This window comes from Aquirufa originis (genome assembly GCF_042714495.1).
Classification (GTDB): domain Bacteria; phylum Bacteroidota; class Bacteroidia; order Cytophagales; family Spirosomataceae; genus Aquirufa; species Aquirufa originis.
Genome location: NZ_JBBKXY010000003.1, coordinates 477,154 through 501,056 on the forward strand (window position 1 = coordinate 477,154; position 23,903 = coordinate 501,056).

General features: G+C 38.0%; 22 protein-coding genes. 10 read left to right on the forward strand and 12 right to left on the reverse strand.

The genetic code is table 11. The features are described 5' to 3' along the window. Nucleotides 1–79: 79 nt before the first annotated feature. The 4 genes from SKC35_RS10455 to SKC35_RS10470 all read right to left on the reverse strand — a co-directional run bounded on the left by SKC35_RS10455 (nucleotide 80) and on the right by SKC35_RS10470 (nucleotide 3,107). Nucleotides 80–805 carry a bacteriorhodopsin-like gene (locus SKC35_RS10455; protein WP_223131335.1) on the reverse strand — a complete coding sequence of 242 codons (726 nt, stop codon included), beginning with the start codon at nucleotides 803–805 and terminating at the stop codon, nucleotides 80–82. A 104-nt stretch (nucleotides 806–909) separates the two neighbouring features. Continuing rightward, nucleotides 910–1,752, reverse strand: coding sequence for a Brp/Blh family beta-carotene 15,15'-dioxygenase (locus SKC35_RS10460; RefSeq protein ID WP_377979314.1), 843 nt, complete (start codon nucleotides 1,750–1,752; stop codon nucleotides 910–912). Then, nucleotides 1,749–2,852 carry a lycopene cyclase family protein gene (locus tag SKC35_RS10465; protein WP_377979315.1) on the reverse strand — a complete coding sequence of 368 codons (1,104 nt, stop codon included), beginning with the start codon at nucleotides 2,850–2,852 and terminating at the stop codon, nucleotides 1,749–1,751. Before SKC35_RS10465 ends, SKC35_RS10460 begins: the two co-directional genes overlap by 4 nt. Nucleotides 2,853–2,915: 63 nt before the next feature. Next, nucleotides 2,916–3,107 carry a hypothetical protein gene (locus tag SKC35_RS10470; protein WP_377979316.1) on the reverse strand — a complete coding sequence of 64 codons (192 nt, stop codon included), beginning with the start codon at nucleotides 3,105–3,107 and terminating at the stop codon, nucleotides 2,916–2,918. Between the two features lie 58 nt (nucleotides 3,108–3,165). On the opposite strand from SKC35_RS10470, the gene SKC35_RS10475 reads away from it, so the two are divergent. After that, nucleotides 3,166–4,008, forward strand: coding sequence for a sugar phosphate isomerase/epimerase family protein (locus tag SKC35_RS10475; RefSeq protein ID WP_377979317.1), 843 nt, complete (start codon nucleotides 3,166–3,168; stop codon nucleotides 4,006–4,008). Here the strand turns inward: SKC35_RS10475 and SKC35_RS10480 are convergent. The 5 genes from SKC35_RS10480 to SKC35_RS10500 form a co-directional block, all read right to left on the reverse strand. Then, nucleotides 3,980–4,990 carry an endo-1,4-beta-xylanase gene (locus tag SKC35_RS10480; protein WP_377979318.1) on the reverse strand — a complete coding sequence of 337 codons (1,011 nt, stop codon included), beginning with the start codon at nucleotides 4,988–4,990 and terminating at the stop codon, nucleotides 3,980–3,982. The genes SKC35_RS10475 and SKC35_RS10480 overlap by 29 nt on opposite strands. Nucleotides 4,991–5,758: 768 nt before the next feature. Beyond that, a complete protein-coding gene (locus SKC35_RS10485) occupies nucleotides 5,759–6,847 on the reverse strand; it encodes an alpha/beta hydrolase (RefSeq protein WP_377979319.1) in 1,089 nt (362 codons plus the stop codon). 1 nt (nucleotide 6,848) lies between these two features. Next, nucleotides 6,849–7,586, reverse strand: coding sequence for a hypothetical protein (locus SKC35_RS10490; RefSeq protein WP_377979320.1), 738 nt, complete (start codon nucleotides 7,584–7,586; stop codon nucleotides 6,849–6,851). A gap of 1 nt (nucleotide 7,587) precedes the next feature. After that, nucleotides 7,588–8,367, reverse strand: a complete 780-nt coding sequence (locus SKC35_RS10495; protein WP_377979321.1) for a hypothetical protein — start codon at nucleotides 8,365–8,367, stop codon at nucleotides 7,588–7,590. Between the two features lie 91 nt (nucleotides 8,368–8,458). After that, on the reverse strand, nucleotides 8,459–9,184 hold the full coding sequence (locus SKC35_RS10500) for a hypothetical protein (protein WP_377979322.1): 726 nt from the start codon (nucleotides 9,182–9,184) through the stop codon (nucleotides 8,459–8,461). Nucleotides 9,185–9,502: 318 nt separating this feature from the next. Here SKC35_RS10500 and SKC35_RS10505 point away from each other — a divergent pair, with 318 nt between their 5' ends. The 3 genes from SKC35_RS10505 (at nucleotide 9,503) to SKC35_RS10515 (ending at nucleotide 12,900) form a co-directional block, all read left to right on the forward strand. Next, nucleotides 9,503–10,474 carry a helix-turn-helix domain-containing protein gene (locus SKC35_RS10505; protein ID WP_377979323.1) on the forward strand — a complete coding sequence of 324 codons (972 nt, stop codon included), beginning with the start codon at nucleotides 9,503–9,505 and terminating at the stop codon, nucleotides 10,472–10,474. Between the two features lie 324 nt (nucleotides 10,475–10,798). Next, nucleotides 10,799–12,016 (forward strand): serine hydrolase domain-containing protein, encoded by a 1,218-nt coding sequence (locus tag SKC35_RS10510; RefSeq protein ID WP_377979324.1) that lies wholly within the window; start codon nucleotides 10,799–10,801, stop codon nucleotides 12,014–12,016. Between the two features lie 2 nt (nucleotides 12,017–12,018). Continuing rightward, complete coding sequence (locus SKC35_RS10515; protein ID WP_377979325.1) at nucleotides 12,019–12,900, forward strand: alpha/beta fold hydrolase; 882 nt, start codon at nucleotides 12,019–12,021, stop codon at nucleotides 12,898–12,900. Between the two features lie 7 nt (nucleotides 12,901–12,907). On the opposite strand, the gene SKC35_RS10520 is transcribed toward SKC35_RS10515, so the two are convergent. Then, on the reverse strand, nucleotides 12,908–14,242 hold the full coding sequence (locus tag SKC35_RS10520) for a hypothetical protein (RefSeq protein ID WP_377979326.1): 1,335 nt from the start codon (nucleotides 14,240–14,242) through the stop codon (nucleotides 12,908–12,910). A gap of 160 nt (nucleotides 14,243–14,402) precedes the next feature. Here SKC35_RS10520 and SKC35_RS10525 point away from each other — a divergent pair, with 160 nt between their 5' ends. The 3 genes from SKC35_RS10525 to SKC35_RS10535 are packed head-to-tail and all read left to right on the forward strand — an operon-like array spanning nucleotide 14,403 to nucleotide 19,042. After that, nucleotides 14,403–16,241: a DUF1800 family protein gene (locus SKC35_RS10525; protein ID WP_377979327.1), complete on the forward strand. Its 1,839-nt coding sequence runs from the start codon at nucleotides 14,403–14,405 to the stop codon at nucleotides 16,239–16,241. Next, nucleotides 16,241–18,328, forward strand: a complete 2,088-nt coding sequence (locus tag SKC35_RS10530) for a DUF1501 domain-containing protein (RefSeq protein WP_377979328.1) — start codon at nucleotides 16,241–16,243, stop codon at nucleotides 18,326–18,328. The genes SKC35_RS10525 and SKC35_RS10530 overlap by 1 nt, the downstream gene beginning before the upstream one ends. A 3-nt stretch (nucleotides 18,329–18,331) precedes the next feature. After that, the gene (locus tag SKC35_RS10535; protein WP_377979329.1) at nucleotides 18,332–19,042 is read left to right on the forward strand and encodes a hypothetical protein; all 711 of its coding nucleotides are present in this window, start codon (nucleotides 18,332–18,334) and stop codon (nucleotides 19,040–19,042) included. A gap of 74 nt (nucleotides 19,043–19,116) precedes the next feature. Here SKC35_RS10535 and SKC35_RS10540 read toward each other — a convergent pair whose 3' ends face one another. Next, nucleotides 19,117–20,121, reverse strand: a complete 1,005-nt coding sequence (locus tag SKC35_RS10540) for a proline iminopeptidase-family hydrolase (RefSeq protein ID WP_377979330.1) — start codon at nucleotides 20,119–20,121, stop codon at nucleotides 19,117–19,119. A 110-nt stretch (nucleotides 20,122–20,231) separates the two neighbouring features. Further along, nucleotides 20,232–20,957: a hypothetical protein gene (locus SKC35_RS10545; protein ID WP_377979331.1), complete on the reverse strand. Its 726-nt coding sequence runs from the start codon at nucleotides 20,955–20,957 to the stop codon at nucleotides 20,232–20,234. A 127-nt stretch (nucleotides 20,958–21,084) separates the two neighbouring features. Between SKC35_RS10545 and SKC35_RS10550 the strand changes: the two genes are divergently transcribed. The 3 genes from SKC35_RS10550 to SKC35_RS10560 all read left to right on the forward strand — a co-directional run bounded on the left by SKC35_RS10550 (nucleotide 21,085) and on the right by SKC35_RS10560 (nucleotide 23,901). Then, on the forward strand, nucleotides 21,085–22,242 hold the full coding sequence (locus SKC35_RS10550) for a helix-turn-helix domain-containing protein (protein ID WP_377979332.1): 1,158 nt from the start codon (nucleotides 21,085–21,087) through the stop codon (nucleotides 22,240–22,242). 122 nt (nucleotides 22,243–22,364) lie between these two features. Next, nucleotides 22,365–23,105 carry a hypothetical protein gene (locus SKC35_RS10555; RefSeq protein WP_377979333.1) on the forward strand — a complete coding sequence of 247 codons (741 nt, stop codon included), beginning with the start codon at nucleotides 22,365–22,367 and terminating at the stop codon, nucleotides 23,103–23,105. Between the two features lie 142 nt (nucleotides 23,106–23,247). Further along, entirely contained in the window at nucleotides 23,248–23,901 is a 654-nt protein-coding gene (locus SKC35_RS10560) for a glycosyltransferase family 2 protein (RefSeq protein WP_377979334.1), read from the forward strand. The last annotated feature ends 2 nt before the right edge of the window (nucleotides 23,902–23,903 follow it).

Consider the following 23,903-nt stretch of genomic DNA (forward strand, 5'->3'; position numbering starts at 1 on the left):
GTACTAAGCTAGCTAAATTTTGGCCATAAAAAAAGGGGACGATCGATGACCGCCCCCTCTCTTATTGCCGAGACAAATATTATTTCGCTTCTGCTGCTGTAGCACCTTTTGCGATGTTCCAAACAACTAGGCCGAAACCGATTTTGTTGATAGCATCTGCAATGTTGTAAGCTAAATCAATGTTTCCGGAGAATCCTGATAACAAGTTACCTGGTAACATCATGTAACCGATTGGATAGATTGCCCAACCTACTAATGTGAACCAACGCATTACTTTGAAACCTGTTTTCACGTCTTCGTTAGAAGAAGCTGCTGCTAACTTAGAAGCTTCACCCATGTAGATTTCATAAATGATTAGTGCCCATCCTAAGGTAGAGATGATTCCCCACATCACGTTTTGAGCTGGAACTACTGCTTCTCCGATGTAACCTGCAACTAGCATTACTACTGAGCCAAAGATTAAACGAGATAACATTCCTGTTTTAGCACCTGCTGGCTTTAAAATCAAGAAGTATTCTATACACATTAACGGCACAGTTAAAGTCCAGTCAATGTAACGGAATTGTGTAGGAGACTCGTGAGTGTCTAACCATACACCGCGCATGTAGAAATAATGCACTGCCGCAATAAAGGTGATCAAAGCAGAAATCAAAAGAGATGTTTTCCACTTATCGTTTACAGTACCTCTCTCTACAATGAAGAAGATCGAAGCAGCAAGCATCGACATGTAACCTGTAAAGAAGGTGAAGCCGATGTAATCTCCGGCAGCTAGAGTGCCGTTCAATAAAATGTTTAATGTTTCCATAAATGTTAATGATTTAAAGTGATACTAATTAAACTAGGGTAGTCGGCAATTGTTTCAAATATTGTAAAAAAAATTTAAAAAAAAATTAAAATTGTACAAATTGTTCAATTTGGGCATTTTATTAATTTATGCATAAGCAAAAAATGGGGTAGCGTCAGTAAAGAAAGAAAGATGAAAATGGGGTACACTTCTAAGTCATTGGCTACCAATTTCATATAAACCATTCCAAGTAAAAGGGCGCCTGCAGAGAATGGAATAATTTTTTTGTACAATTCCAATATTTCCATTTTCAAGTGCTCTCGCATGCCTTCAAAACTGGTGATGGCATGGCAACAAGAAAAATAACAGATAAAGGCGGGAATTAGCGGTAGGAAAAAACCGATAACTAAAGCAAAAAAAGTATTGAAAAAAGGGTGAAAGTTTTTCTTTTGGAAACCTAAAATCAAAAACAAAAGGCTAATAAGTAAGAAAAACTCAGGCAAGTTTGGTGGCACTTTAACTTGCATCGATGAAATAATCTCAAAGGCTTCTGCCCAATGACTAAGTAAGATAAAAGACAAAATTCCGGAACCCAGGCAAAGGGTCTTTACTAGATTCATCCAGGTATTTTTAGGCTCAACTTCGTGCACATCTTCCATGTCTCCGAAGTGAAACACACTAATGGCAATGAAAATAAGAAAGGAGATGAGGGGTGAAACGAACCAAAGTGCCGCATAAGCCAGCATGATACCCAGGTAATACACGATAAATGGTCGTAAATGAAAAGTGAGATTTTCTCGTTGGGCGATTTTTGCCGCGATTAGGTGGTCGCCTGCACCATGTGGAATCCCGATGGCAAGCAGTAAAAAGCCGCTTATATATAAATCAATGGAGCTAGACCATGGTCCTATCAGGAAATATGCCGCTACATAAAGCGAGGTAATAAGGGCGCCTATGTAGTTTTTCATCTCAGCAAATGTTTAATAAACAGTGGGATATCTAATTGAGATAATAGGCCTACCTCTTCACTTAACGTTGTTTTGTTGTCTAAAAATCGAAGTATTAATGGAGTGGAAACCCGATCAAACAAGCGATCCATTACCTCAGGAATTTTGTTCATTTCCTTTTGCATGATTTTCAACAGCATTGTATCATAGAAATGAAATCTTTTCGGAGATACTAATGTTTGATTTTGCGCACGATGAATGGCATCTTGGTGCATTCTCGTAAAGGCATATCCGGTCGATGACTTCATTTTTCCGCCAGCTGCACCTATAGAAAAAATGGCGCTATCCTTTTTTCTAACAGGCTTTCCCATGGGGATTGTACCGTTTTCATTGGAAAGAAGGGTGTATTTTTGATTTGCATAAGTAAGAGACATGTATTCCTGCCAAATCCGTTCATAAGCCTCCTTGTCATAATCTAAACGCGTAAAGACGGTCGTTTCAATTAATGATTTGGTTTTACTAAAAGGTAAAATGTAATGGAATACAGCCATTTCTTTAGTAGATGCCGGTAAACTGAAATCCATTAAGGTCATACAGGTATCATCTAGGATAGGCTCATCAAACTCAATAAACTTTCCGCTGAAATGTTGGAAGATTAAGTCTGGCTCTGTTGATTTTGCTGGTCTGGAATCAGCCACCTTTTTAGCTTGGTAGGTTTTTCCGTTTTTACAGCTAATTTTCACGACCGTAGGTAGTTCTTGTAAATCAGAAACCCACGTATTTAGGTGTGTAATGTTTGTATTCGCTGGTATGAAATCCTCGAAAAAGTAGGTGAAAAATTTACTTGAAGAAATGTAATGGTAGGCAAGTGGGTTAATTTCTGATGTGATGCTTTCACCTTTAGAGGTTTTAAAGAGCATTGAATCCCACGATTTTTCGATTAAAAAGGGAAAACAGGATGCGTCTTTATTTTCCCAAAAACACCAACTCTTTGCCGATCGATCTCCTGAATCAAGGAGTAAGATTTTTTGTTCAGGATTCGCCTGTGTCAATTCATACAAAAGCTGCAATCCTGACGCTCCAGCACCTATAATCGCAATATCGTATACAAGTGTTGGCATCAATATAATTATTGAAATAAAAAATTGTACTATCTAAACCATAAAGTTGAATTATTGTTTTAATTATTTAAATCGCGCGGCATCAATAACTAGACAGAGCCCTGCATTGAAAATGACCAATGCGCCAGTTCCATAAAAGAACCAATCGCCACCTTGGAGTTTAGTGAGGCCGGCATCTATCGCAAGAGAGAGTCCACTACCTGTGAGGATAAGACCTGAAGTTGCCTGAATAATCCACCGAGTTTTATTTTGCATAACGTAAATTGTTTTATCTAATTTAGGTAAATTGACTTTCAAATCTAAACCATTGAATATGAAAAAGTTAATGCTATTCGTGTTTCTGCTATTATCGCAGTTTATTATAGCTCAAATCCCTTTCAGCAAATTCCTACAAGATACCCCTGGCGTAGTTTCCTTTACGTTCAGAAATGAGTTCAGCAAAGATGTTCCGGGTACTTTGGACTTCATTAAAGAGATGGGGATTCGGAATATCGAGTTTTCAAATCTGTTCGGTAAAACGGCCGCTGAAATGAGGGCATTATTGGATGCGCGTGGGATGGTTTGTACCAGTTATGGCGTTTATTATGATGCTTTGACCAATAAAACGGAAGAGGTAATTCAAAATGCGAAGACTCTAGGTGCTGAATTTGTACGAGTAGGCATGATTCCGCACAAAGGAGAATTTACCATTCAGCAGGCAGCCGTTGCGGTGAAGGATTTCAATAGGGTAGGCCAAAAACTAAGGGAAAATGGAATTGAATTCAGTTACCACAACCACGGCTATGATTTCACTCCCTATCAAAATGAAACAATGTATGACTATTTGATCCAACAGACGAACCCCGCCTATGTTTCTTTCGAACTAGACATCCTTTGGGTACATCAATTTGGACAAGATCCGCTGGCTTATCTAAAGAAATATCCGAATCGTTTCAGGTTAATGCACGTGAAAGATTTAAAGAAAGGGATTCCAGTGGGCCTCGACGTGAAGACTTCCTCAGAAAATGATGTGCCATTAGGAACGGGCCAAATTGCCGTTCAGAAAATCCTGAAACAAGCTCGCAAATCAGCTATCAAGTATTATTATTTAGAAGACGAAAATTCGAATTCACGCGCTCAGGTTCCACTTAGTTTGGCGTTTTTAAAGAATTTATAAGGCTGGGGTAGCCAGATTTTTTGGCATAATTATCGTCAAACAGAAGGGGATATTCTTTCGGTCGTTTGAAATAACCTCGGAGCCAAGTATCCTTGTCTGAAACATTCCAAAACGTGATGCCATATTGTTGCTTAGCCGGAATGGCACGATAGGCCTTGAAAACGAAGGCGAATAATTCATTTTGAGCACTTGCTTCATAGATATACTCCGGATTATTCTTCGGATTAACAGCGATGTCTAACTCCGAAAAATGAATCGCTAGCCCTGTCTGAGCGGATTGCTCCATTACCCTTGCGATTTCTGTGTGTTTCGAATCCACATTAATGTGCATTTGCAAGCCTAATCCGTGAATAGGAATTTGACGCTTTTTTAGGTCAGCCACTAGATCAAGAATGGCTTGCATCTTTTTGGGATGTCCATCCTGGCCGTAATCATTGTAAAATAGAATGGCATTGGGATCTGCCTCATGTGCCCATTGGAAGCTTTTGGCGATATAATCTGGGATATGATCTGCCCAAAGTGACGGCCGCAAACTACCATCATCTAAGAAGGATTCATTTACGACATCCCACCCGGAAACCTGGCCTTGATAATGCGTAGCGACCGTCTGAATATGGTTTTTTAATAGGTCTTCCCAGGCTTTTTGGTCGCCCTGAAAATCCTTCATCCACTGTGGAACTTGATTATGCCAAACCAAGGTATGGCCGTGCATTCTCTTGCTCGTCTTCGCTGCGAAAGCCACAATTTCATCGCCTTTGGAAAAATCAAAGCGATCCGCTGCTGGATGAATCAGCATCATTTTCATATGATTTTCCGCGGTCATGCTCGTGAATTCATTGCCGGCGATATTTCTATAGGCTTCGTTTTCCACTAACATTCTGGGATTAACAGAGGCCCCTAGACGGAAAGAGACTGCGTCCTTTAATAAACTTTGCGCATTGACGAGAGTGGAAAGGCCTAATAATAAGGCAATTAGTTTCATAGGTTGGAGGTTTATTTCTCCAAAATAGGTAAAATAAACGATATACTCTACCCTGATTTCTATGAAAATGATTCGCCGTTAAACTTGGTTTTAAGGATGCAGAAGGGATTTAATCTGGTCTTCTATCCCTGGTTTAAGGTGGTAATTAAACATGCGTTTGTCTTCTTCTGATGGGGATCGTTCTATGGCATTTTTGATCTTAAACCTAAATTCTAAATGGAAATTGATGCGGTTAATAACGAGGTGCCTGATTCTTCTTTGGCTTTCTTGTGACTTTTTAGCGCAATTTAAAAGTTCATTTAAATCGATTGTCGTTATATTTTGGTCTCTATGTTGAAGTAAATGGTCAAGTAACTTGCGTTCTGGATCGCATAACCAACTTAGTTTTTTACGATTTCTACTTTGCGATTGATGGATCCCTAGACTAGCGAGTAGTACTGTAAAAGCCAATAAACTCATGTGTAGAGGCAATCGGCTACTTTTAATTGTAATTGATTTGAAATTTTGAATGTGAGGGGTTAGTCGATACTCTGTTTGAGCCGTATTCGTTTGAATAAAAAAGAAGCAAACGATGTGTAACAGGTTGTAAATTTTCCTCATTTTTCGCCAGTTAAAGAAGAAGTTTTGAGTAACTCTGCCTTAAATAATGTTGATGTACAAAATTAAGGGCGCGGCGATTGGGGAGAAATAGACCCTAGGGTTCAATTTTGTAGACAGTCGTGCATAAAAAAAGCCATTTCTAGGAAATGGCTTTTTGAAGAAATTTGTTTAGTGTTTTTTTAACCACTCGTCGTATTTATTTGGATACAGTTTTTTGTAATAAATACGTAGCCTTTTTTGGCCTTTCTGATCTTGATTAATTGAATAAAACAGGTCGAAATATTCGAGTTCTTCTGGACTAATTTGCAGTGGGGTTTTTAATTTCGCTGACAAGTTATTATAGTAGGTTTTAATCCGTTTTTCGGGATCAAAATTTGGCTTAACCACTTCGTAATAGGACAATTGATGGGCCTTGAAAATCGCACGAAGTCCATCGTATACCCCCACAAATGGAACCGATCCATGGTCATCGTTTGGATAATATTGATAACTAAAGAGCATGGAATTGGAATGACTTAGCTTTTGGCAGAAACGTAAAATGCTTTTTTCGTGGACTGAAAATGGCGCCTTGCTAGCCAGCATTTTGTTCAGATTCGGTTCATTCGTTGTATTGGCTAGGCCAATGAACAAAGATTTGTTCCCTAGTTTTCCTGCTTGAATTGTTTGCAAAACACTTTTTGAAAACCGACCATCGTCATACCAAAGACTTGGATCTATCACGATGTAGTCATCGAATAAATCTGGGTGCTTCTGTAAAATAGACAGCGCAAAGATTCCCCCGAAACTATGGCCTACTAACGCTCGGTATGGGCTCGTGGGATATTTGGCATTTATATATGGAATGATTTCTTTTTCGATGACCTGAGTGAATGTTTCAGCACCACCTGTTACCTCAGCCATGGCTTTGGGTAACATCGCGGAGGCATTAACCCGATAAGGAGTCAAGTCGCGCGTCCGATTCGTATTGTTAATAAAAACGACAATCATTTTGGGGAATATGCGATTGCCATTGACCTCCGTGAGGTAATGCATCATCCCAGAAATTGCCAAATAATTATCATCTCCATCGAGGACATAAAGGACAGGATATTGTGCTTGTTTTTGTTTTTTGTCTATGATTTCTTTAGGTAGATAAACGCGAAAGGTTCTGGACTCATATAATACGTTTGAATGAATTGAATCTAGGACGATGTGGGTTTGTTGGGCTGCCAACAAATGCGAACTCCATACGAGCAGCATGATTAAAAGTGGTTTCATGTTACAAAGCTGTTTCAATGAGTTCGATTAAATCTTGCCCTTCCTTCTTTAATTTCTCTTCAAAATGCATTACCACATAATTACTTTTATCCATGGCAAAAAACTGGGCCATCATGACATTGATTTTTGCCCGGTCATAGGTTAATAGGGGAGGGTTGCCCTGTGGGATTAAATTTGACGTATAGTTGCTTACGTTGCTGCCTGCATATTTCATGAGGATTTTTACATCAAAGACCTCTGCATTGGCTTTGGAATATTCACGTAAGTAATTCATTTCCCCTTCTTGGAATTTCTCAATCGCCGAAATCGAATTTTCGTAATGTTGGATGGCTTGAATGATTTTAGGATTATGAATGAGCCGTAATCCTCCTGCATTTTTCATGAGTTGGAATCCCGCATCTGTTCGTTCGAATAAGTAGCGGACGTGCAGGCGCCGACCGTTATAATAGAATGGCCCGGAATCTTTTTTGTATTCGTCTTTGGTAAAGTTTTGGGTGAATTGCTTACTGATGTCGGCGCGAATATTTCGGTAATGTAAATTCGAGTCAACCATCGAAATATCCATTTGGATGTCTTTCGCAATTAGGCTCAGGAATTCTTTTTCACGGGCACGTTCGATGAAATGTTCCCGGTAGTTTTCAACGAAGAATCCAAGGGTAACCGCTAAAAACAGCATAAAAAACTCGCTGAAATATTCTTTCCAATTCTTAGGTGCGTGATGGGGGTGATGTACTTCCATGTTAGTTTGATTCAGGGAAATTAGATTCAATTAATTTACGTAGTTGGTAACTTTTCGCTTTGTAGGACTTATAATAGCCCGTCTCAGTGACATTCATGAGCCAGTCGCTACCGCGAAGCATATTGGCGGTTTTGTGATTTAAATCTGGCTGATTTGTCTCTAGAAAAAAGGGTTGGCCAGGTGCAGAACTTTGGTTTTTCTCCAACATAGCCATCATTTTACTCCTTGCTAAGCCATTCCGATGTGCATCGACATGTGCTAGATTTAAATGATTCACCACCCATGGCTGAATATTGGCATAGAAATATTCCTTTTCGCGGTCCTGTCGGTATTCAATGCGCTTTAATTGCATTTTCAAATCTGAGATAGCTTTTGCCAAGGTGTCGTTTTTAAAATAGCGAAGAGAACCCGAGCTAATGATTTGATCTAGATTTGCTTGACGAAATTCAGGATGTCGCCAAATGAAAACTCCTCGAATAAAGTGATAGTAGAGTGTCGTGTCGGTGGGTTTTAGGCCTTGATTTTCAAGGATTTTTATGGCCTGATTAACCGATTTTCGTTCGATGATTCGGAGTTCTTGGAATTCTTTGAAGTCTACGGAGTCCGCAGCGAGGTCTTTCAATAAAGATTTAGCTAATTCCTTTTCGCGTAATCCTTCGATGTAATGTTCGCGCTGGTTTTCAACTAAAAAACCCAAGGTTAAAGCGACGAATATGACAATGAATTCACTAGCATAATCCTTGAGACTTTTGGGTGGATGATGTGGGTGATGTACTTCCATGGATTTGTTTATATCTCGAAAAGGTAAATAAAAAAATCAAAATTTGGCCTTTTGAAGACCAAATTTTGATTTATCAAGAAAAAATTATCTTTTATTTCGAAGACAAATCAGGCTGAAGTGTCATATAAACGGATTCGTTTTCCACGATGTAATTACGCATAATAGCGATGTCGCGGTCATAAGATCCTTTGCCATAGATTTCCTCGTAGGATGCTTTTAGTTTGGATGGTTCATCCATTTCTTTCCAACCGTTCGGGAAGCGGCGAGAGAAAATGAGGCGCGCAGCACCAGAGGTTTGATAAGTTGCGATTTTGATTCCTGCTTTGTCCCAGGCTTTTGGTAAGCGTTTTATTACATCCCAAAACTCAGTAGCCGGCGCATATTTCAATGTTAAGATACTTGAACGAATTTTTGCTGATCGTTCACTTGGATTTGAGTTACTATAATCAGCTTGGTAGGAGATGATTTCACCGCCTGTAACGCTTTCGATGTGTGGAGAAACCTTCAGGTAGAAATCATCAGCAGCTTCCGTGTTTGTGGGTGTTGCCCCTAATTCGTCACGTTTAGCCCAAGAAGTACCTATATTGTACAAGGACATGACTTCCCCATGGTGACTTCCACCCACGAGATTGAAAATGGCCCATGCGTAGGGAGTGCCTACTTTGCGGAATTTGGTCGTGTGGTTTTTAAGGGCCTCATTGAATGCGCCGCGGTGACCAGGTTTTACTTTATAATATTGGAAATTAGCTGTATTTGCTTGGCCGAAAATCATTGTGGTAAGCAAGCAAAAAATCGAGAGGATAAGTAATTTTTTCATATGAATTGGGGTTAAATGATTTGTATCTGAAAATTAGGCCAAAGAATTCCTGACCCGTATTTTTTTTAGCCATGCTTTGTCTTGTTTTTTGAAAAATTTGTCTAATTTTCAACACATGTCTAACGAAGCGATCATTTAATGTTTGATTTTGTGCCCTATTTATCGTTTTTGACAAGTGGCATAGGGCTCTTTTTTATTTTTTATTTGTTGGTGCGTTTCGGAAAATTCCCAAAAGTTTATGGTCTGATTTACATCATCTTCGCTGTCGTTTTTCTTGAGTTTTATATTTATGCATTGACCTCTAAGCATATCTATCACATGCTTTTTATTCTGAGGACTCCGAACATCATTCGGGTTTTTTTGCCCGTTGCCCTTTTTCTTCACGTGCGTGGTATGTTGTTGCCCTATAACCAATTAAAAGGTTTGCATTACCTGCATTTGGTATTTCCAATTATGTTGACGATCGGTGTAATGCCCGATTTGTTTTTGTCGACAGCAGAGAAGACTGACATCCTCAATCATTATTATGTGCAGAACAAATACTTTATTACGAGGTCCATGGGTTGGATTCCGGCGGGTTTTGTCCAGCCCGTGTCTATTTTGGTGGGGATTGTATATGGAATTGCAACGTTGGTTTTGATTTCTTTGACGAAAAAAAGGCAAGGGGCTGATTATGTATTTATTAACAGACAATCATTGGTGTGGCTGAATATGTTGAGTACGGCAGTTACCCTATATTTTGTATTGCAACTGTACCAATATCTCAATTTATTCATCAATAATTCTTTTGATCCACCATCGCAATTAATAAAATGTGTGATAGGTATTATGTTATTTACCTACTTTATTACAACACCGAACGTACAGGAAAATATGGATGGCTGTATTCTGCCAAAGGGGAAATCCTTCCCGTCGATTCAAGAGATCTACCCGCATTTAATTCCTGAGTTTAAAGTGGATCAAGTTGCGATGAATTTAGACAAGCAAGTTAAAGCATCGAAAGCCTATTTATCAGCCGAATATGATTTGTCGGCCATGGCAAAAGAATTGGAAATACCCATGTCCAAATTACCTAAGTTGATTAAGAAATATTATGGGATGTCCTTTGTCGAATTCCTCAATCGTTTGCGTATTCATCATTTTTTGGAACAGCGGTCATTTTTTGACCAATTTACCTTAGAGACCTACATGTACCAAAGTGGATTTTCGAATCGGTCCACTTTCTATGCGGCTTTCAAAAAATATGTGGGGGTGAACCCTAGTTTTTATTTGAAGGAAATGGCTAATTGAATTGTTTTTTTTGGACAAGAATAGTTGATTTCTAGACAAATTTCTTGGGCTTTTCCCTTCGTATTTTATCCGTTTTAGTCAACTTGTAAGTATATAAAAGATAGCCTGCTGAGGTGAAAATCATCTTGATGAAATATTAAATGCATAAATGTGCGATGCAAAAGCTAGGCATATTGAATCTCAAAATCATTTGAAAAAAATCAAAACCTTTTTTGGAGCACATCCACATTTATCTACAAACTAATTTACCCTATGAAAATCTTACATCTAATTTTTCTTTTACTTTTTTGTGTACAGCTCACGCTTGCGCAAAATTTTGAATTATTGAATCAAATTTCCAAAAACGAAGTCAAAGCCTTGGGATTTGATCAAAAAGTATTGGATGATTTCCAAAATGAGGTCTCCAAAAGTATCCAACAAAAAGAGATAGCTGGCGCAGTTACTTTAATTGCACGCAAGGGTAAAATTGTTCATTTTGAGGCCCAAGGTGAATCGCAAATGGAAACGCATATCCCGATGCAAAAAGACGCCATTTTTCGTTTGGCATCCATGACTAAACCCATAGCTACGCTAGCTCTCTTGCTATTAATGGAAGACGGTAAATGTAAACCGAATGATTCCGTGAGTAAGTACTTGCCAGAGTTCGCGACCCAACAAATCATGCTATCAAAAGATAGTGTGGATGGCATGTGGCTGTATAAAACGCGCGCGGCGACAAAACCGATGTTGATTCGTCATGTATTGACACATACAACAGGCCAGCCGAGTGCTTATGGTGGCAATATGCCCGAGGCTTATGCGGCGATTACCAAAAACGCCTATTCAAGTGACATTGAAAATTATGTGAAGAAATTAGCCAAATTACCTTTAAGCCATGAGCCGGGTGAGGGTTGGATTTACGGCCCTGGTCTATTGGTTGCGGGTCGTATAGTAGAAGTTATTAGTGGGATGCCTTTCCAAGATTTTGTGCAGAAAAGAATTTTAGATCCCTTGGGGATGAAGGATACGCATTTTTTCTTGGAGCCAAAGGACGCGCCGAGGTTCACTTCGTATTATCAGCCAGATGGAAAAGGGGGATTGGCATTGATTGATCCTGGATCTGAAAAGAGTATACGTATTAGGGGCTCAAAAACGTATTATTCGGGCTCAGGTGGATTAAACTCAACGGCAATTGATTATTTTAAATTTAGCCAAATGATCCTTCAAGATGGGGAATTAAATGGGGTTCGTATCGCGAAACCGTCAACGATAGCGATGATGAAAACAGATCAAACGCCGTTGAATTTAGAGGCGGCGATTACGCCAACAGATGATTTGAAGAATAATGGCTTTACGTTTGGCTATGCGATTAAACGGAAGGATATTGGTAATGACCCAAGGCCAGCGGGGACCATCTATTGGAGTGGTGCTACGGGTCCAATATTCTTCATTGATCCGTCACATGAGATGATCGCCATGGTTTTGTATCAACGTCCATCTACTTCGCCAATAAAAATTCGGACGGATTTTAAGTCTTGGGTCATGAAAAGTTTAATCAAATAAATATGAAAGCATTCATTTTTTCGATTTTAGTTTGTTGGGCTGCGGTCGCACACGCGCAGATTCGGTATGGTTCAAATCCAGCTGTGGGCAAACGCATCCAAGTAGGTGACATCTCCATGTACTATGAAACCTATGGTAAAGGGGAGCCCTTGATTCTCTTGCATGGCGGCTATGGCTCTATTGAAACAATGGGAGGAATGATTGCTGCATTCTCAAAAAAATACCAAGTCTTTGCGGTCGATTCTCGCTCCCAAGGCAGAACCACTGATAGTGATGCGAAAGAATTAACCTATGCGCAAATGGCGCTTGATGTCAATGGCTTGATGGATTTATTACATATTAAGAAAGCTAAATTCGTAGGCTGGAGCGATGGGGGAGATATTGCGTTGGAATTAGCCTTGATTCATCCTGAGAAAATGGATAAAGCGGTCATCATGGGGGCTAATTTTTTAGGGGAATCGAAGGGAGTAGCATTGACAATGGATACGACTTGGAAAATGAATTCCACAGATCTCCTATTTGCCAAAACCCGAAAGCCGCTTGCAAAGTATTTTTCTACTTATGAGCGTTTGGCTCCAGATAAAACTAAGATTGCGGCCTCTAAAAAGAAAGTGGCGGATAATGCATTTAATAATCCCAACATCAGCTTGGTTCAATTAAATTCCATTCAGGTACCATTTTTAGTGATGGCTGGAGATCATGATATGTTCACAATCGATCATACAATTACCTTGTACAAGAATCTTCCTCGGGCTTCTCTTTATATAGTACCTGATGCTACGCATATCTCCCCTTTTGAAGAGCCAGAATTAGTCCATTCAGAGATTTTACGGTACTTGGGTAAAAAGTATCGGCGATTAGATGCCCTGTATTTTTGGAGATAATCGAAATTTAAAGCTTGACCAAGGATTGAATCTTGCCCTCTATTCCTGGTTTAAGATGGTAATTGAATATGCGTTTATCTTCCTCTGATGGGGATCGATCTATCGAATTTTTAATATTCAAATGAGCCTCCAATTTTTGATTCAGTTGATTCAAAATCACATACCGAATGCGTCTTTGATTTTCCTGTGATTTAGTGGAGCAATCTAATAATTCGTTTAGGTCTAATGTGCTAATGCTGTACTCTTTTGCTTGTACTAAATGAGTCAGGAGTTTAGTTTCTACATCGTCTAATTTGAATGATTTTTTTCGTTTTTTTCGAATGAGAAAAATTATCGCAATAAGAATACCTAGAATGAAGAGGTATGCATAATTAGGAAATGTGGTAGTTGAATCACGGTAAAATTCACCTACGTATTTTGATTTCTTTAACAAATTATCAACTGCGATGAAACGGAGATTTCCCTTGTTTTGTGGATTGTAATATAGGACGGTATCATTCGAAATATAATGGTTCCCCGCTTCCTCGAAGTAAGATGTGTTGTCTGAGTAGACGTGGATGGTATTTGCCAAAGGATTTAAGAAATACACTCTATCCCGCTCTAATTGGACAAAGTGAATCCCATTCCAGAAAATAGTTCTAAGGGCATTATTCGATTTAGGAAAATTGATTTTTCCCATATTCACCCAAGACTTCGATTTAAAATCGAATTTAAATAGGTCTGATAGAGTAATGATTTCTTCGTTTTCGAGGAAGTTCTTTTTTAAAGAACCACCTGAAAAAAAAGCATCGGCCTTTTTTGAATACCCCTGGTATCCATCAGAAATCACCTCTGGACCTTCATTTTTAGGTCGTAGAATCTCCCACTCTTTGCTAGCTTTTTCGTCAAAATAGGTAATTCGGCGATTGTAGGACCAAAAGCCTTCCCCGCCAATAGAGTACAAAATGTTATTTCGATAAAAGCGATGTGAGCTGAAATTATAACCGCTATGGGTGGTTTTATCAATGCGAGTTAAGCGTTTCTCATTTTCGTCGAATTCATAAATCAACCCCGTTCCTTGTACTACAAAACGTATAGTTTGACGCGGGCCTGGAAATGCGTCTACATTGGAGTATTTTAATAATAAATCTTTTAGTTCTGAGGGCTGGATTGAAATGAGCCCTAGTTTACCCCATTCATTTGTCTTTATTTCTGCTTCAAAGCTTAATTCATCTAGATTGATTCTTTTTCTGAGCTTAGTCCGATAATCTGCCATCCAATCGATATTTCTCGATTCAGCCATTCCCTTCTCAGAAATGAGCAGGAAGGTTATAACGCAAATAAATAAGAATAGTTTGTTCATCTGGAACACAGGGATTAATTGTAAAAGTAGCTAATTAAACGATTTGGACCCCATAATAATTGTTTATCACGTTATTATAACGCAATTAATCAAATTTTTAGTGCAAGGCTAGATCGGTCCAATTAATTTGTTTAATAAAATTACGATCACTCAAATTTCGATGGAAAATACAACCTCAGACAAAGGCAAGAAGCTCTCTAACGTCTATGACGCCTATGAGTCTTTCAAGAAGGATAATTTTGATATGGATGCATTGTTAAAATCAAGGCAGAAGACGATTGAGGTAAAAAAAACATTAAAAAAATACGAAGGGGAATTTGGCGTAAACCAGAAAAGACATTTGTTAAACCGTACTTTGGTTGGAAACTCTAGTCGTCACTTGAAAGATTTAGATGGATTAACTTTAGATAAGGCTATTAGTTTGATTTTCACACATCACCCGATTACTCAACCTGTAAATGATTACTATCATGATTTTAGTGCGGAGGAATATGAAAAAAAATACAAATCTAAAGATGTGGGGCCCAAGGAGTTTTTTATTTCAAAACCTACTAATGCTGATAATGGAAATGTAAATGAAGTTGTTGGTGGTGAAAGAATTCAGGCCTTGTACACTTGGGTTCATTCTGAGATGTACCATCAGCCTACCTCAATTGACTGGAAATTGTTTTTATTTCAACACAATTTGACCCCTATCAGTCTCTTTGGTAATTACAAATACAATTACCATTACATCAAGATGTTGTATGAGGGCACAAATAAAAATTATAAAGAATTTATATATGATTTAACAATATCTCCCTTGATGTTAGATTACCTTAACCTTCAGTTTAGTAAAAAAGAGGCGCCTGATGAGAATTATGCGCGTGAAGTGCAGGAGCTATTTACAGTAGGGAAAAGACCTTTTTCGAAATTTACAGAAAAAGATGTTAGGGAAGCCGCTAGGTTACTTTGCGGGTGGTATTATGATGAACGAGAGGAAGTATTTAAAGAAGGTTATTTGCCTGCAGGTAGGTTTTCTCCTGACAATCATGATTCTGGAGACAAGGTTTTTTCTGCTTTCTATTCTAATACGGTGATTAAAGGACGGACAGGACAGGAAGGGAAAGAAGAATTAACGGATTTTTTAAATATGATTTTTGCGACGGAAGAATCAGCCATTTATCTGTCTCGTCGCCTTGTTCAGTTTTTTGTTTACCCCGTTTTAACGGATTTCGTGGAGGCTGAAATCATTCGACCACTTGCTAAAATCATGAGAACTAATGGTTTCAATTTGTCTGAGACGTTGAAGGTCCTATTGCAAAGTGAATTCTTTTTTGCCGAAGAATTTCAAGGATCAATGATAAAATCCCCTTATGATTATGCTTTTTCTATTTTTAAAGAATTAGATATTATAAGCGGAGATATCGTTCGCAAAAATAATAGTCAATTTACTGGTACTCAATTTATTGAAGATAAAAATACTTTTTCGCCCAAGTTCTTTGCTTATGACTATAAGGCTTCGATAGCTTTAGGAGATTGGTTAAGATATCACTTTTTAAATTCACAAGGGATGATGTTATTAGCCGCTCCCAATGTGGCTGGCTGGGCGGCCTATTATCAAGAACCAGTTTATGATTTAATTTGGATTAATTCAGACAGCATAACTCAAAAGAAAGGGCAAATTGATCAGATCGCAGGTTCAGGAAGAGGGTTTTCAGATTATGAATCCCTTAGGGTAAACTTGTATAGTCTCCTAAAAAATAGTAAAGAGCCTGAAAATATTAATTCATTTATCAATGAATTGTCAGGAAGATTTTTGAAAGATCCATTACCTGAGAGTACTTTTTTGAAAATTAAGAAATCTATTTTAACGGATGGATTCCCTGATTATTATTGGACAACAGCCATAAAGGAGTATATGGCTAATCCTCAAAAGGATAATTACAATACGGTCTACGTGAGGGTTATGCACATCTTAAATCAGATTTTAATGCTAAATGAAATTCATATCTACTAATGAAAAGGAGAGAATTTATCCATAATATTTCTCACGCCTTGGCTGTGAGTTCCATTCATTCAAATTTTAATTTCTTGGATGAAAAAAGGAATTACTCTGTTCTTAACAATACCTTAAATACCGATAACATCGTTGTATTTATTGAATTGTCTGGGGGGAATGACGGGTTAAACACAATTGTCCCTATGGATCAATACGCCACACTTACTAAAGTGCGTCCACATGTTATTATTCCTGAGAACAAATTAATTGCATTAGGAAAAAATGATTTAGCGCTGCACCCTAGTTTAGCCGATCTGAAAATTCTGTCTGATGAAAAAAGAATGAAAATCATTCAAAATGTCGGGTATGCTAATCCAGATTTATCTCATTTTAGATCATCGGACATCATTCAATCAGGATCTGGCTTTAGTGATTTTGTCCCTTCCGGATGGGCTGGAAGACTATGCGAAACATTGCATCCGGATTACCCAGAAAAATACCCGAACGATTTATTTCCTGACCCTTTAGCAGTTGAGCTTACCGCTGGAATGCCGTTAATGTTTACAGGTACAAATTCATTTCCTGGTTACCTAGGTGGTGCACCAGATTCATTCAATGAAATCAATACCAGTCTTAATAATAAATATCCCAATACTTTTTCCGGTGATAAACTGAGCTACATACAACAAATTACAAGTCAAGCAAACCGCTATGGAGTTCAGCTAAAAAAAGCATATCAATTGGGTAATCACAAAATAAAATTTCCTGATGGAGACTTGGGGGGGCAATTTTATAGATTAAGCAGGCTCATTAGGGGAGGGTTAAATACTAGAATTTACCATACGGGTCTTGGTGGATTTGATACACATGACAATCAAGTGCTTGCCTCAGATCATACTTTAGGTATGCATGCAAAATTATTAAAGACGTTAAATGATTGCATCATTCCTCTCATGAAGAGTTTGGATGAAACTAAAGATTCTGATAGAGTTATGATTGTGGTGTTTTCGGAATTTGGAAGACGAATAGTTTCAAGGGGTTCAGGAGGAACTGACCATGGAGCGGCGTGGCCCATGATGATTTTTGGCAATAAATTAAATCCGAAAGTAGCGGGTATAAACCCTAAAATAAATCCTCTTGCTACTTCCAATGATAATCTAGAAGCTGAATTTGATTACCGACAAATTTATGCATCCATCATTGAACAATGGCTTGGGGGAGATTCTGCTGTACAAAAGAAGGTGTTGTTTAAAGAATATGGGCAAATAAGTATCACAAAAGAATATGATGACAACGATGGTGATGGAATTTTAGATAAGTATGATAAATGCTTAAATACAGTTGCAGGTGCGATGGTTGATACAAATGGTTGTGAAGTATTCTCTCTTCCACCAGAAACCTTTAGTGTCACAGTAAACTCAGCTTCTTGTGTTGGTCAAAAAAATGGATCAGTTGTCATAAGCACAAAAAACACGAATAATAGTTATAGCATTCATGTAGGGGCTGATATGGTAGGGAAATTAAACGCCCAAAACAACTATTCTCACATAATTGGGAATCTAGGAAATGGCACTTATCAAATCTGCATCAAAGTAGATGGAATAAATAATTATGAACGATGCTATTCATTTAAAATAGCGGAACCTCCAGCTCTAAATGCCATTGTAAAAGTGGATAATCTTACAGAAAGCTTAAAAGTTAATTTAGGAGGATCAGAAATGTATCAAGTGACATTTAATGAGAATAAGTTTGAAACGAAAGAATCGGAATTGGATTTGAAGTTAATGAAGGGGTTAAATAAAATTCGAGTTTCTACGAACAAAGAATGTCAGGGCGTTTTTTTTAGGGAGATTTTTGTTTCTGAAGAGTGCACCGTTTTCCCTAATCCTACTACTGGTCCTGTGAATGTTTTTATAAATGGGTCTGATGAATCAGTTGAATTGTTGATTAATACTTTATCAGGTACAATTGTTCATCAGTCTCAGAAGATTATTCCGTATGATCGGATCGTTAAATTTGATTTGAGTTCTTATGAGAGTGGAGTCTATTTAATCTCCTTAAATGGCAAAACAGTTCAGTCGAGTAGTAAAATTATTAAAGTTTAAATCATGGGAAAATTCAGTTGTATGCTAGCTCTAATGTTTGGATTAATAGCTTGTTCAAAAGAAGAACCGGTTGTCCCACCACCCGTTGTTGCGCCCTTACTAGAGCCAGGAAAGGTTAGTTTAAAATTGCCTGAAAATAACAAAGATTGTGAAGTAGGAATTGTTTCTGCAGATAAAGCTGAAATTGAGTTTTCTTGGAATGCCACTGAAAATGCTAAAAAATATCAACTGGTCGTCAATAGTTCGGTTAATGGTAAAGTCATAGATGTTTCAGATTTAACAGGATTGACTACAAAAGTGATTTTAACAAGAGGGCAAGCATATACTTGGAATATTACTGCTTTTAGCTCAAGTGCTAAATCAAGTGTTTCCCCTTTATGGAAATTTTATCTGTCCGGTGATGGTATTTCTAATCGTTCACCAACAGCGGCGAAAGCAATTTTCCCAATACCTGGTTCCACAATTAGTTTAAATGATTTAGGTAAAGTTAAATTGGAATGGTACTCAGAGGACCCCGATAAGGATGCTTTGCTTTATGAAATTAGAATTGATACGATTGATGGCAAACAGAAACCTCCATCAACTCTTGTTGATTTAAAGGTGCCCCAAGTTGAAATTGGACTTAAGTCTGGCAAATTATATTTCTGGTCTGTCATTACTAAGGATCCTGCTATTTCAGTTACTTCTGATGTATTTAGTTTTAAAGTTAGATAAGGAGTCAATGGTAGCTAAATTTTGATAAAAAAAGGCCACCCCTTTTGAGATGGCCTCCTTTTGATTTAGGGAGATTATTCCCCATTCACCTTCTTGATGAACGAAATAACCCCGTTCATGTAGACTTTTTGGTCATCCCACATCGCTAAATGGCTACCGTTTGGACAGTATAGATAGGAACCCTTTTGGACTAATTTACTTTGTTCTTCCATCGCTTTGGGGTCCATCGTGTCGTATTTTGCGCCGATCATCAGCGTGGGAACGGCGATCTCTTTTAAACGGTTTTTGATATCCCAAGTCGCTAATAGTCCGCTAATTCCAAATTCACTTGGTCCTTGCATTTGGACATAAATGGAGCCATTTGCATGTTTCATCGAACGATTAACAGCTTCAGGCCACTCTTTCAAGCGACATAAGTGTTCGTGGTAGAAGTGAGGAATCAATAATTCCATATAACGAGGATTTCCAAAATCCTTCTTCGCTTCTAAAGCTCTCACCTCCGCTAGGACTTTAGGATCCATTTGTTTGGCTAATACCTCCTCCGCATATTTTCCATATTCTGGAGCACTCGCTACCATGTTCGAGACCAAAAGTCCCTTCATGTTCTTCTGGTATTTCAGTGCATATTCCATGCCTAAAATGCCACCCCACGAATTTCCGATGATATAAAAGTTAGACGAATCTGCACCGATGGCCTTGCGCACTTGTTCTACTTCCTCAACGAATCGCTCTGTTTTCCAAAGCGTCGAATCCGTCGGTTGATCACTGTAATAAGAACCCAGTTGATCGTATTCGTAGAATTCGAAGCCCTCTCTTTGGAAGAAAGTCTCAAAACATTCCATGTATTCATGCGTCATCGCAGGACCACCATGTAATAAGAGGATTTTGATTTTAGGATTAGTGCCAAAACGCTTCGTCCACACCTTGAAATTTCCCGCAGGTGTGGTGATAGGAATCATTTTCACTCCACCAGCTTCCAGGCTGTCAGGGTAAGAAAAGTAGTTATCCGCCATTTCTCCACTTTTTGTGCAGGAAGTAAGGGCGAAAATCGACAAGAAAATTAGTAATAGTTTGTTCATCGTTTTTTTTTCTTAAACATAAGTGGATTACTTGAAAAATCAATGTGGCACTTGTTCCAGAAACGGAAAAAGGAACAAAAAAGGCCCCGTTATCGGGGCCTTTGGAAGAATTATTTAGAGGATAAATCAGGTTGCAATGTCATATACGAAGTTTCATTTTCAACTACATACGTTCGCATGATAGCCATATCTTTTTCATAAGCCCCTTTTCCATAGACCTCATCATAGGCTGTTTTTAAGGTAGAAAGTTCGTCTAATTCTTTCCAACCATTCGGGAATCGGCGAGAGAAAACTAAGCGGTTTTGTCCAGAGGTTGTGTAAGTAGCGATTTTCATGCCTGCTTTATCCCAAACCTTTGGTAAGCGTTTTATTACATCCCAAAACTCTTGGGCTGGTGCATAACGTATGGTAAGAAAATTAGAACGCACTTTATCTGTAACCTCTTTCATGGGACTATTGCTGTATTCAGCTCTGTAAGTTATGATTTCGCCACCCGTTACTCCCTCTAAAAAGGGGGAAACTTTTAAGTAGAAGTCGCTTGCTGCTTCAGAGTTTGCTGTGGTTGCGCTTAGTGCATCACGTTGTTCCCAAGAAAGTCCTCGGTTGTAAATGGCAAGCACTTCATTGTGATGGCTTCCTCCGGTTAAATTGAAAACATTCCAAGCTAGGGGAGTGCCCGCTTTTCGGAATTTGGCCACATGATTTTTTAGGGCTTCATTGAAGGCTGCTCGCTGGCCAGTTTTTACTTTGTAATACTGAAAATTAGCTGTTGCGGCCTGTGCAAATGCAGCAAGGTCAATTAAACACAGGGCAGAAATTAGAATTAGTTTTTTCATGGGTTAATCATGTTTAAGGTGAAATTCAAATTTTCATCTTTTACTTGATTTCAAGCGTTTATTTAACTTGTATTTTGTCCATTTTTAACTAATTTTTGTCTACAATTCAGAAGTTAACCAAAAGTCTATGTTCGATTTCGTCCCCTATTTATCTTTTTTAACAAGTGGAATAGGTGTATTATTTATTTGTTATCTACTAGTTCGTTTTCCGCGTATCCCTCAAGTGTATTTGCTAGGTTGGATTATATTTTCGTTGGTATTTTTAGAGTTTTACATTTATGCCTTAACCTCGAAGCATATTTACCAGATGCTCTTTATTCTAAGAACACCTAATATTATTCGGATTTTCTTACCTGTGGTTCTTTATTGGTATGTACGTCAGATGCTTATACCTTCGAAAAAAGTAAAAGCTAAGCACTATTTACATTTCGTCTTTCCAGTAATAATGACTATTGGGGTTATGCCTGATTTGTTTTTATCAGCTACCGAAAAGACGACCATTTTAGATAATTATTATTTCCAAAACAAGTACTTCATTTCTACTCCAATGGGATGGATTCCTGCCGGATTTGTACAACCAGCTTCTATTTTGTTTGGTATCGTTTATGGGGTGATTACTTTGTTTTTGATTTGGCAGACGAAACATAAAATGGGAACATCCTATGTACATATAAATAAGCAGTCGATCAATTGGTTGAATTTACTGAGCGGGGCGGTAACCATTTATTTTCTACTTCAATTCTATCAATACATTAATTTATTTCTAAATAATTCGTTCGATCCTCCCTCTCAATTAATTAAATGCGCTATCGGGATTTCGCTTTTTACCTATTTTATTACGACGCCTAATGTGCAGGAAAATATGGATGGTTGTATTCTGCCCAAAGAAAAGGAGATACCAAGCATCTTTGAAATTCAACCTGAGTTGCTTGTTGCTATGGCATTAGATAATGAAGCTATTGCATTTGATGAAAAAATGAAAACGGATCAAGCGTATTTATCACCTGATTTTGACCTTGCCACCATGGCTAAATTAGTGAATATGCCTTCCGCAAAATTGTCTAAGCAGATAAAAATGTATTATGGAATTTCCTTCGCAGAATATATTAATCGGTTGCGAATTCATCATTTTCTTTTGCAGCGCGAATTCTTCGATCAATATACTTTGGAGACTTATATTTATCAAAGTGGGTTCGCAAATCGATCCACTTTTTATACGGCTTTCAAAAAATACGTAGGGGTAAATCCAAGTTTTTATTTGAAAGAAATGTGTCATTCAAGTTGATTTTGCTCTAAAAATGGACATTTTCAATGGAATTCAAGACAAATTTTAGATTGTTATCTTTTCATTTTATTTCGTATTTGTAAATCTTGTAGGTATCTATTTTAACCTAAAAAATCAACCCCATGAAAAAGTTTACATGTACTCTCGCAATTCTTTTTTGCGCATTAAGTTTATTAGCCCAAACCGCAGAAAAATCGTATTTTTTAATGAATGAAAGTCGAGTTAATGATACTGATATTTACAAGAAAAATTATTCTGCCGTACGTAATTGGTGGTTAAATGCCACGAAAGGAATTACCTACAACATGACGGCACATACCTCTGAAACTGGTAGAACATATTCTATGGTTTATCTTAAAGGAGAGGAAAATGTAGGAAAATATGTAGGCCAACGTTCCGTTCTTTCAGACAAACAAGCAATTGAGCTTAAAACTGTAACGGATGAAAATACAGCCAATCGTTCGATGGCTATTCAGCGTTCTCTTTGGGTACAAGAAACTAACATAACCACGATAATGTCTGATTTTAAAATAGAAAATTATGATTTTCGTAAAGTCCACTTGTTTACAGTGCCTTTTGACAAAATTACTGAATATGAAAAATTAATTGAGCAATCGAATCAAGAAGACAAAGCACTTGGATTATCCTATAATTATATTGTTTATCGAGCTGTCGATGGGTATCCTAACAATACCTTTATGTTGCTTTTGCCTGATAAATCTCGGTTAGAATATTATACAAATCAAGAAGAGCGTAATGCTAAAAGAAAGGGTAACGCGAAATTGACTGAATTAAATAAAAAAGCGAGCAAGTTGCGTACAATCATTCGAATCGATTATCTAAGCCGTGTCTCCATTAATTAGCCTATCTTATCAGGGAATTAAATAGTTATGGTGGGGCTCTGTGTCCCACCATTTTAATTAATAATTAGTTCACAATTACTACCTATTATTTGACTAAATTTGCTCCTGCAAAGCCTATATTGGTGGAACTTATTAGCAGATCATGCCTAAGAATGTTAAAATATCGGTATTGATGGCCGTCTATAATACGGACTTTCAATTAACCAAAAGAGCCATTGATTCTGTTTTACAGCAAGATTTTCAGGATTTCGAGTTGATCATCATTGATGATGGTAGTACGGAAAATGACCGTAAGGCCTTGTTAGAATATGTGGAAGCCTACGAGGAGAAAATCGTGTACATCAGGCACCGCAATCGCGGACAGGCCGAATCCATTAATCGCGGTGTGTTAAATAGTGTGGGGGAATTTATCACCATTTTAGATAGTGATGATGAGTACAAGCCCTATCATTTGAGCACCTGTTTGAAGGAGATTGAAAATGTCGATTTGATCTGTTCTACCGCGGAGACCGTGGTGGACACGGTGGAAGATTATTATGTTCCGGATAAAAACGATCTAAGTAAACCGATACATTTGGATGATGCGGTGCTTTTTGGGACCTTATTTGGCCATCAAAAAGTGTTCAAGAGCATCGACTTTAAAGGTGGTTTTGCAGCAGATTCAGCTTTCTTTGAGCGTGCTGAGATTGAATTTAAAACGAAGAAAGTATTCCAAAGATCCTACATCTACTACCGCAATAATCCCAACAGTACTTGCGCCTTACTGAAGCAAGAACTCCTTCTGAACGCTAATTAAGC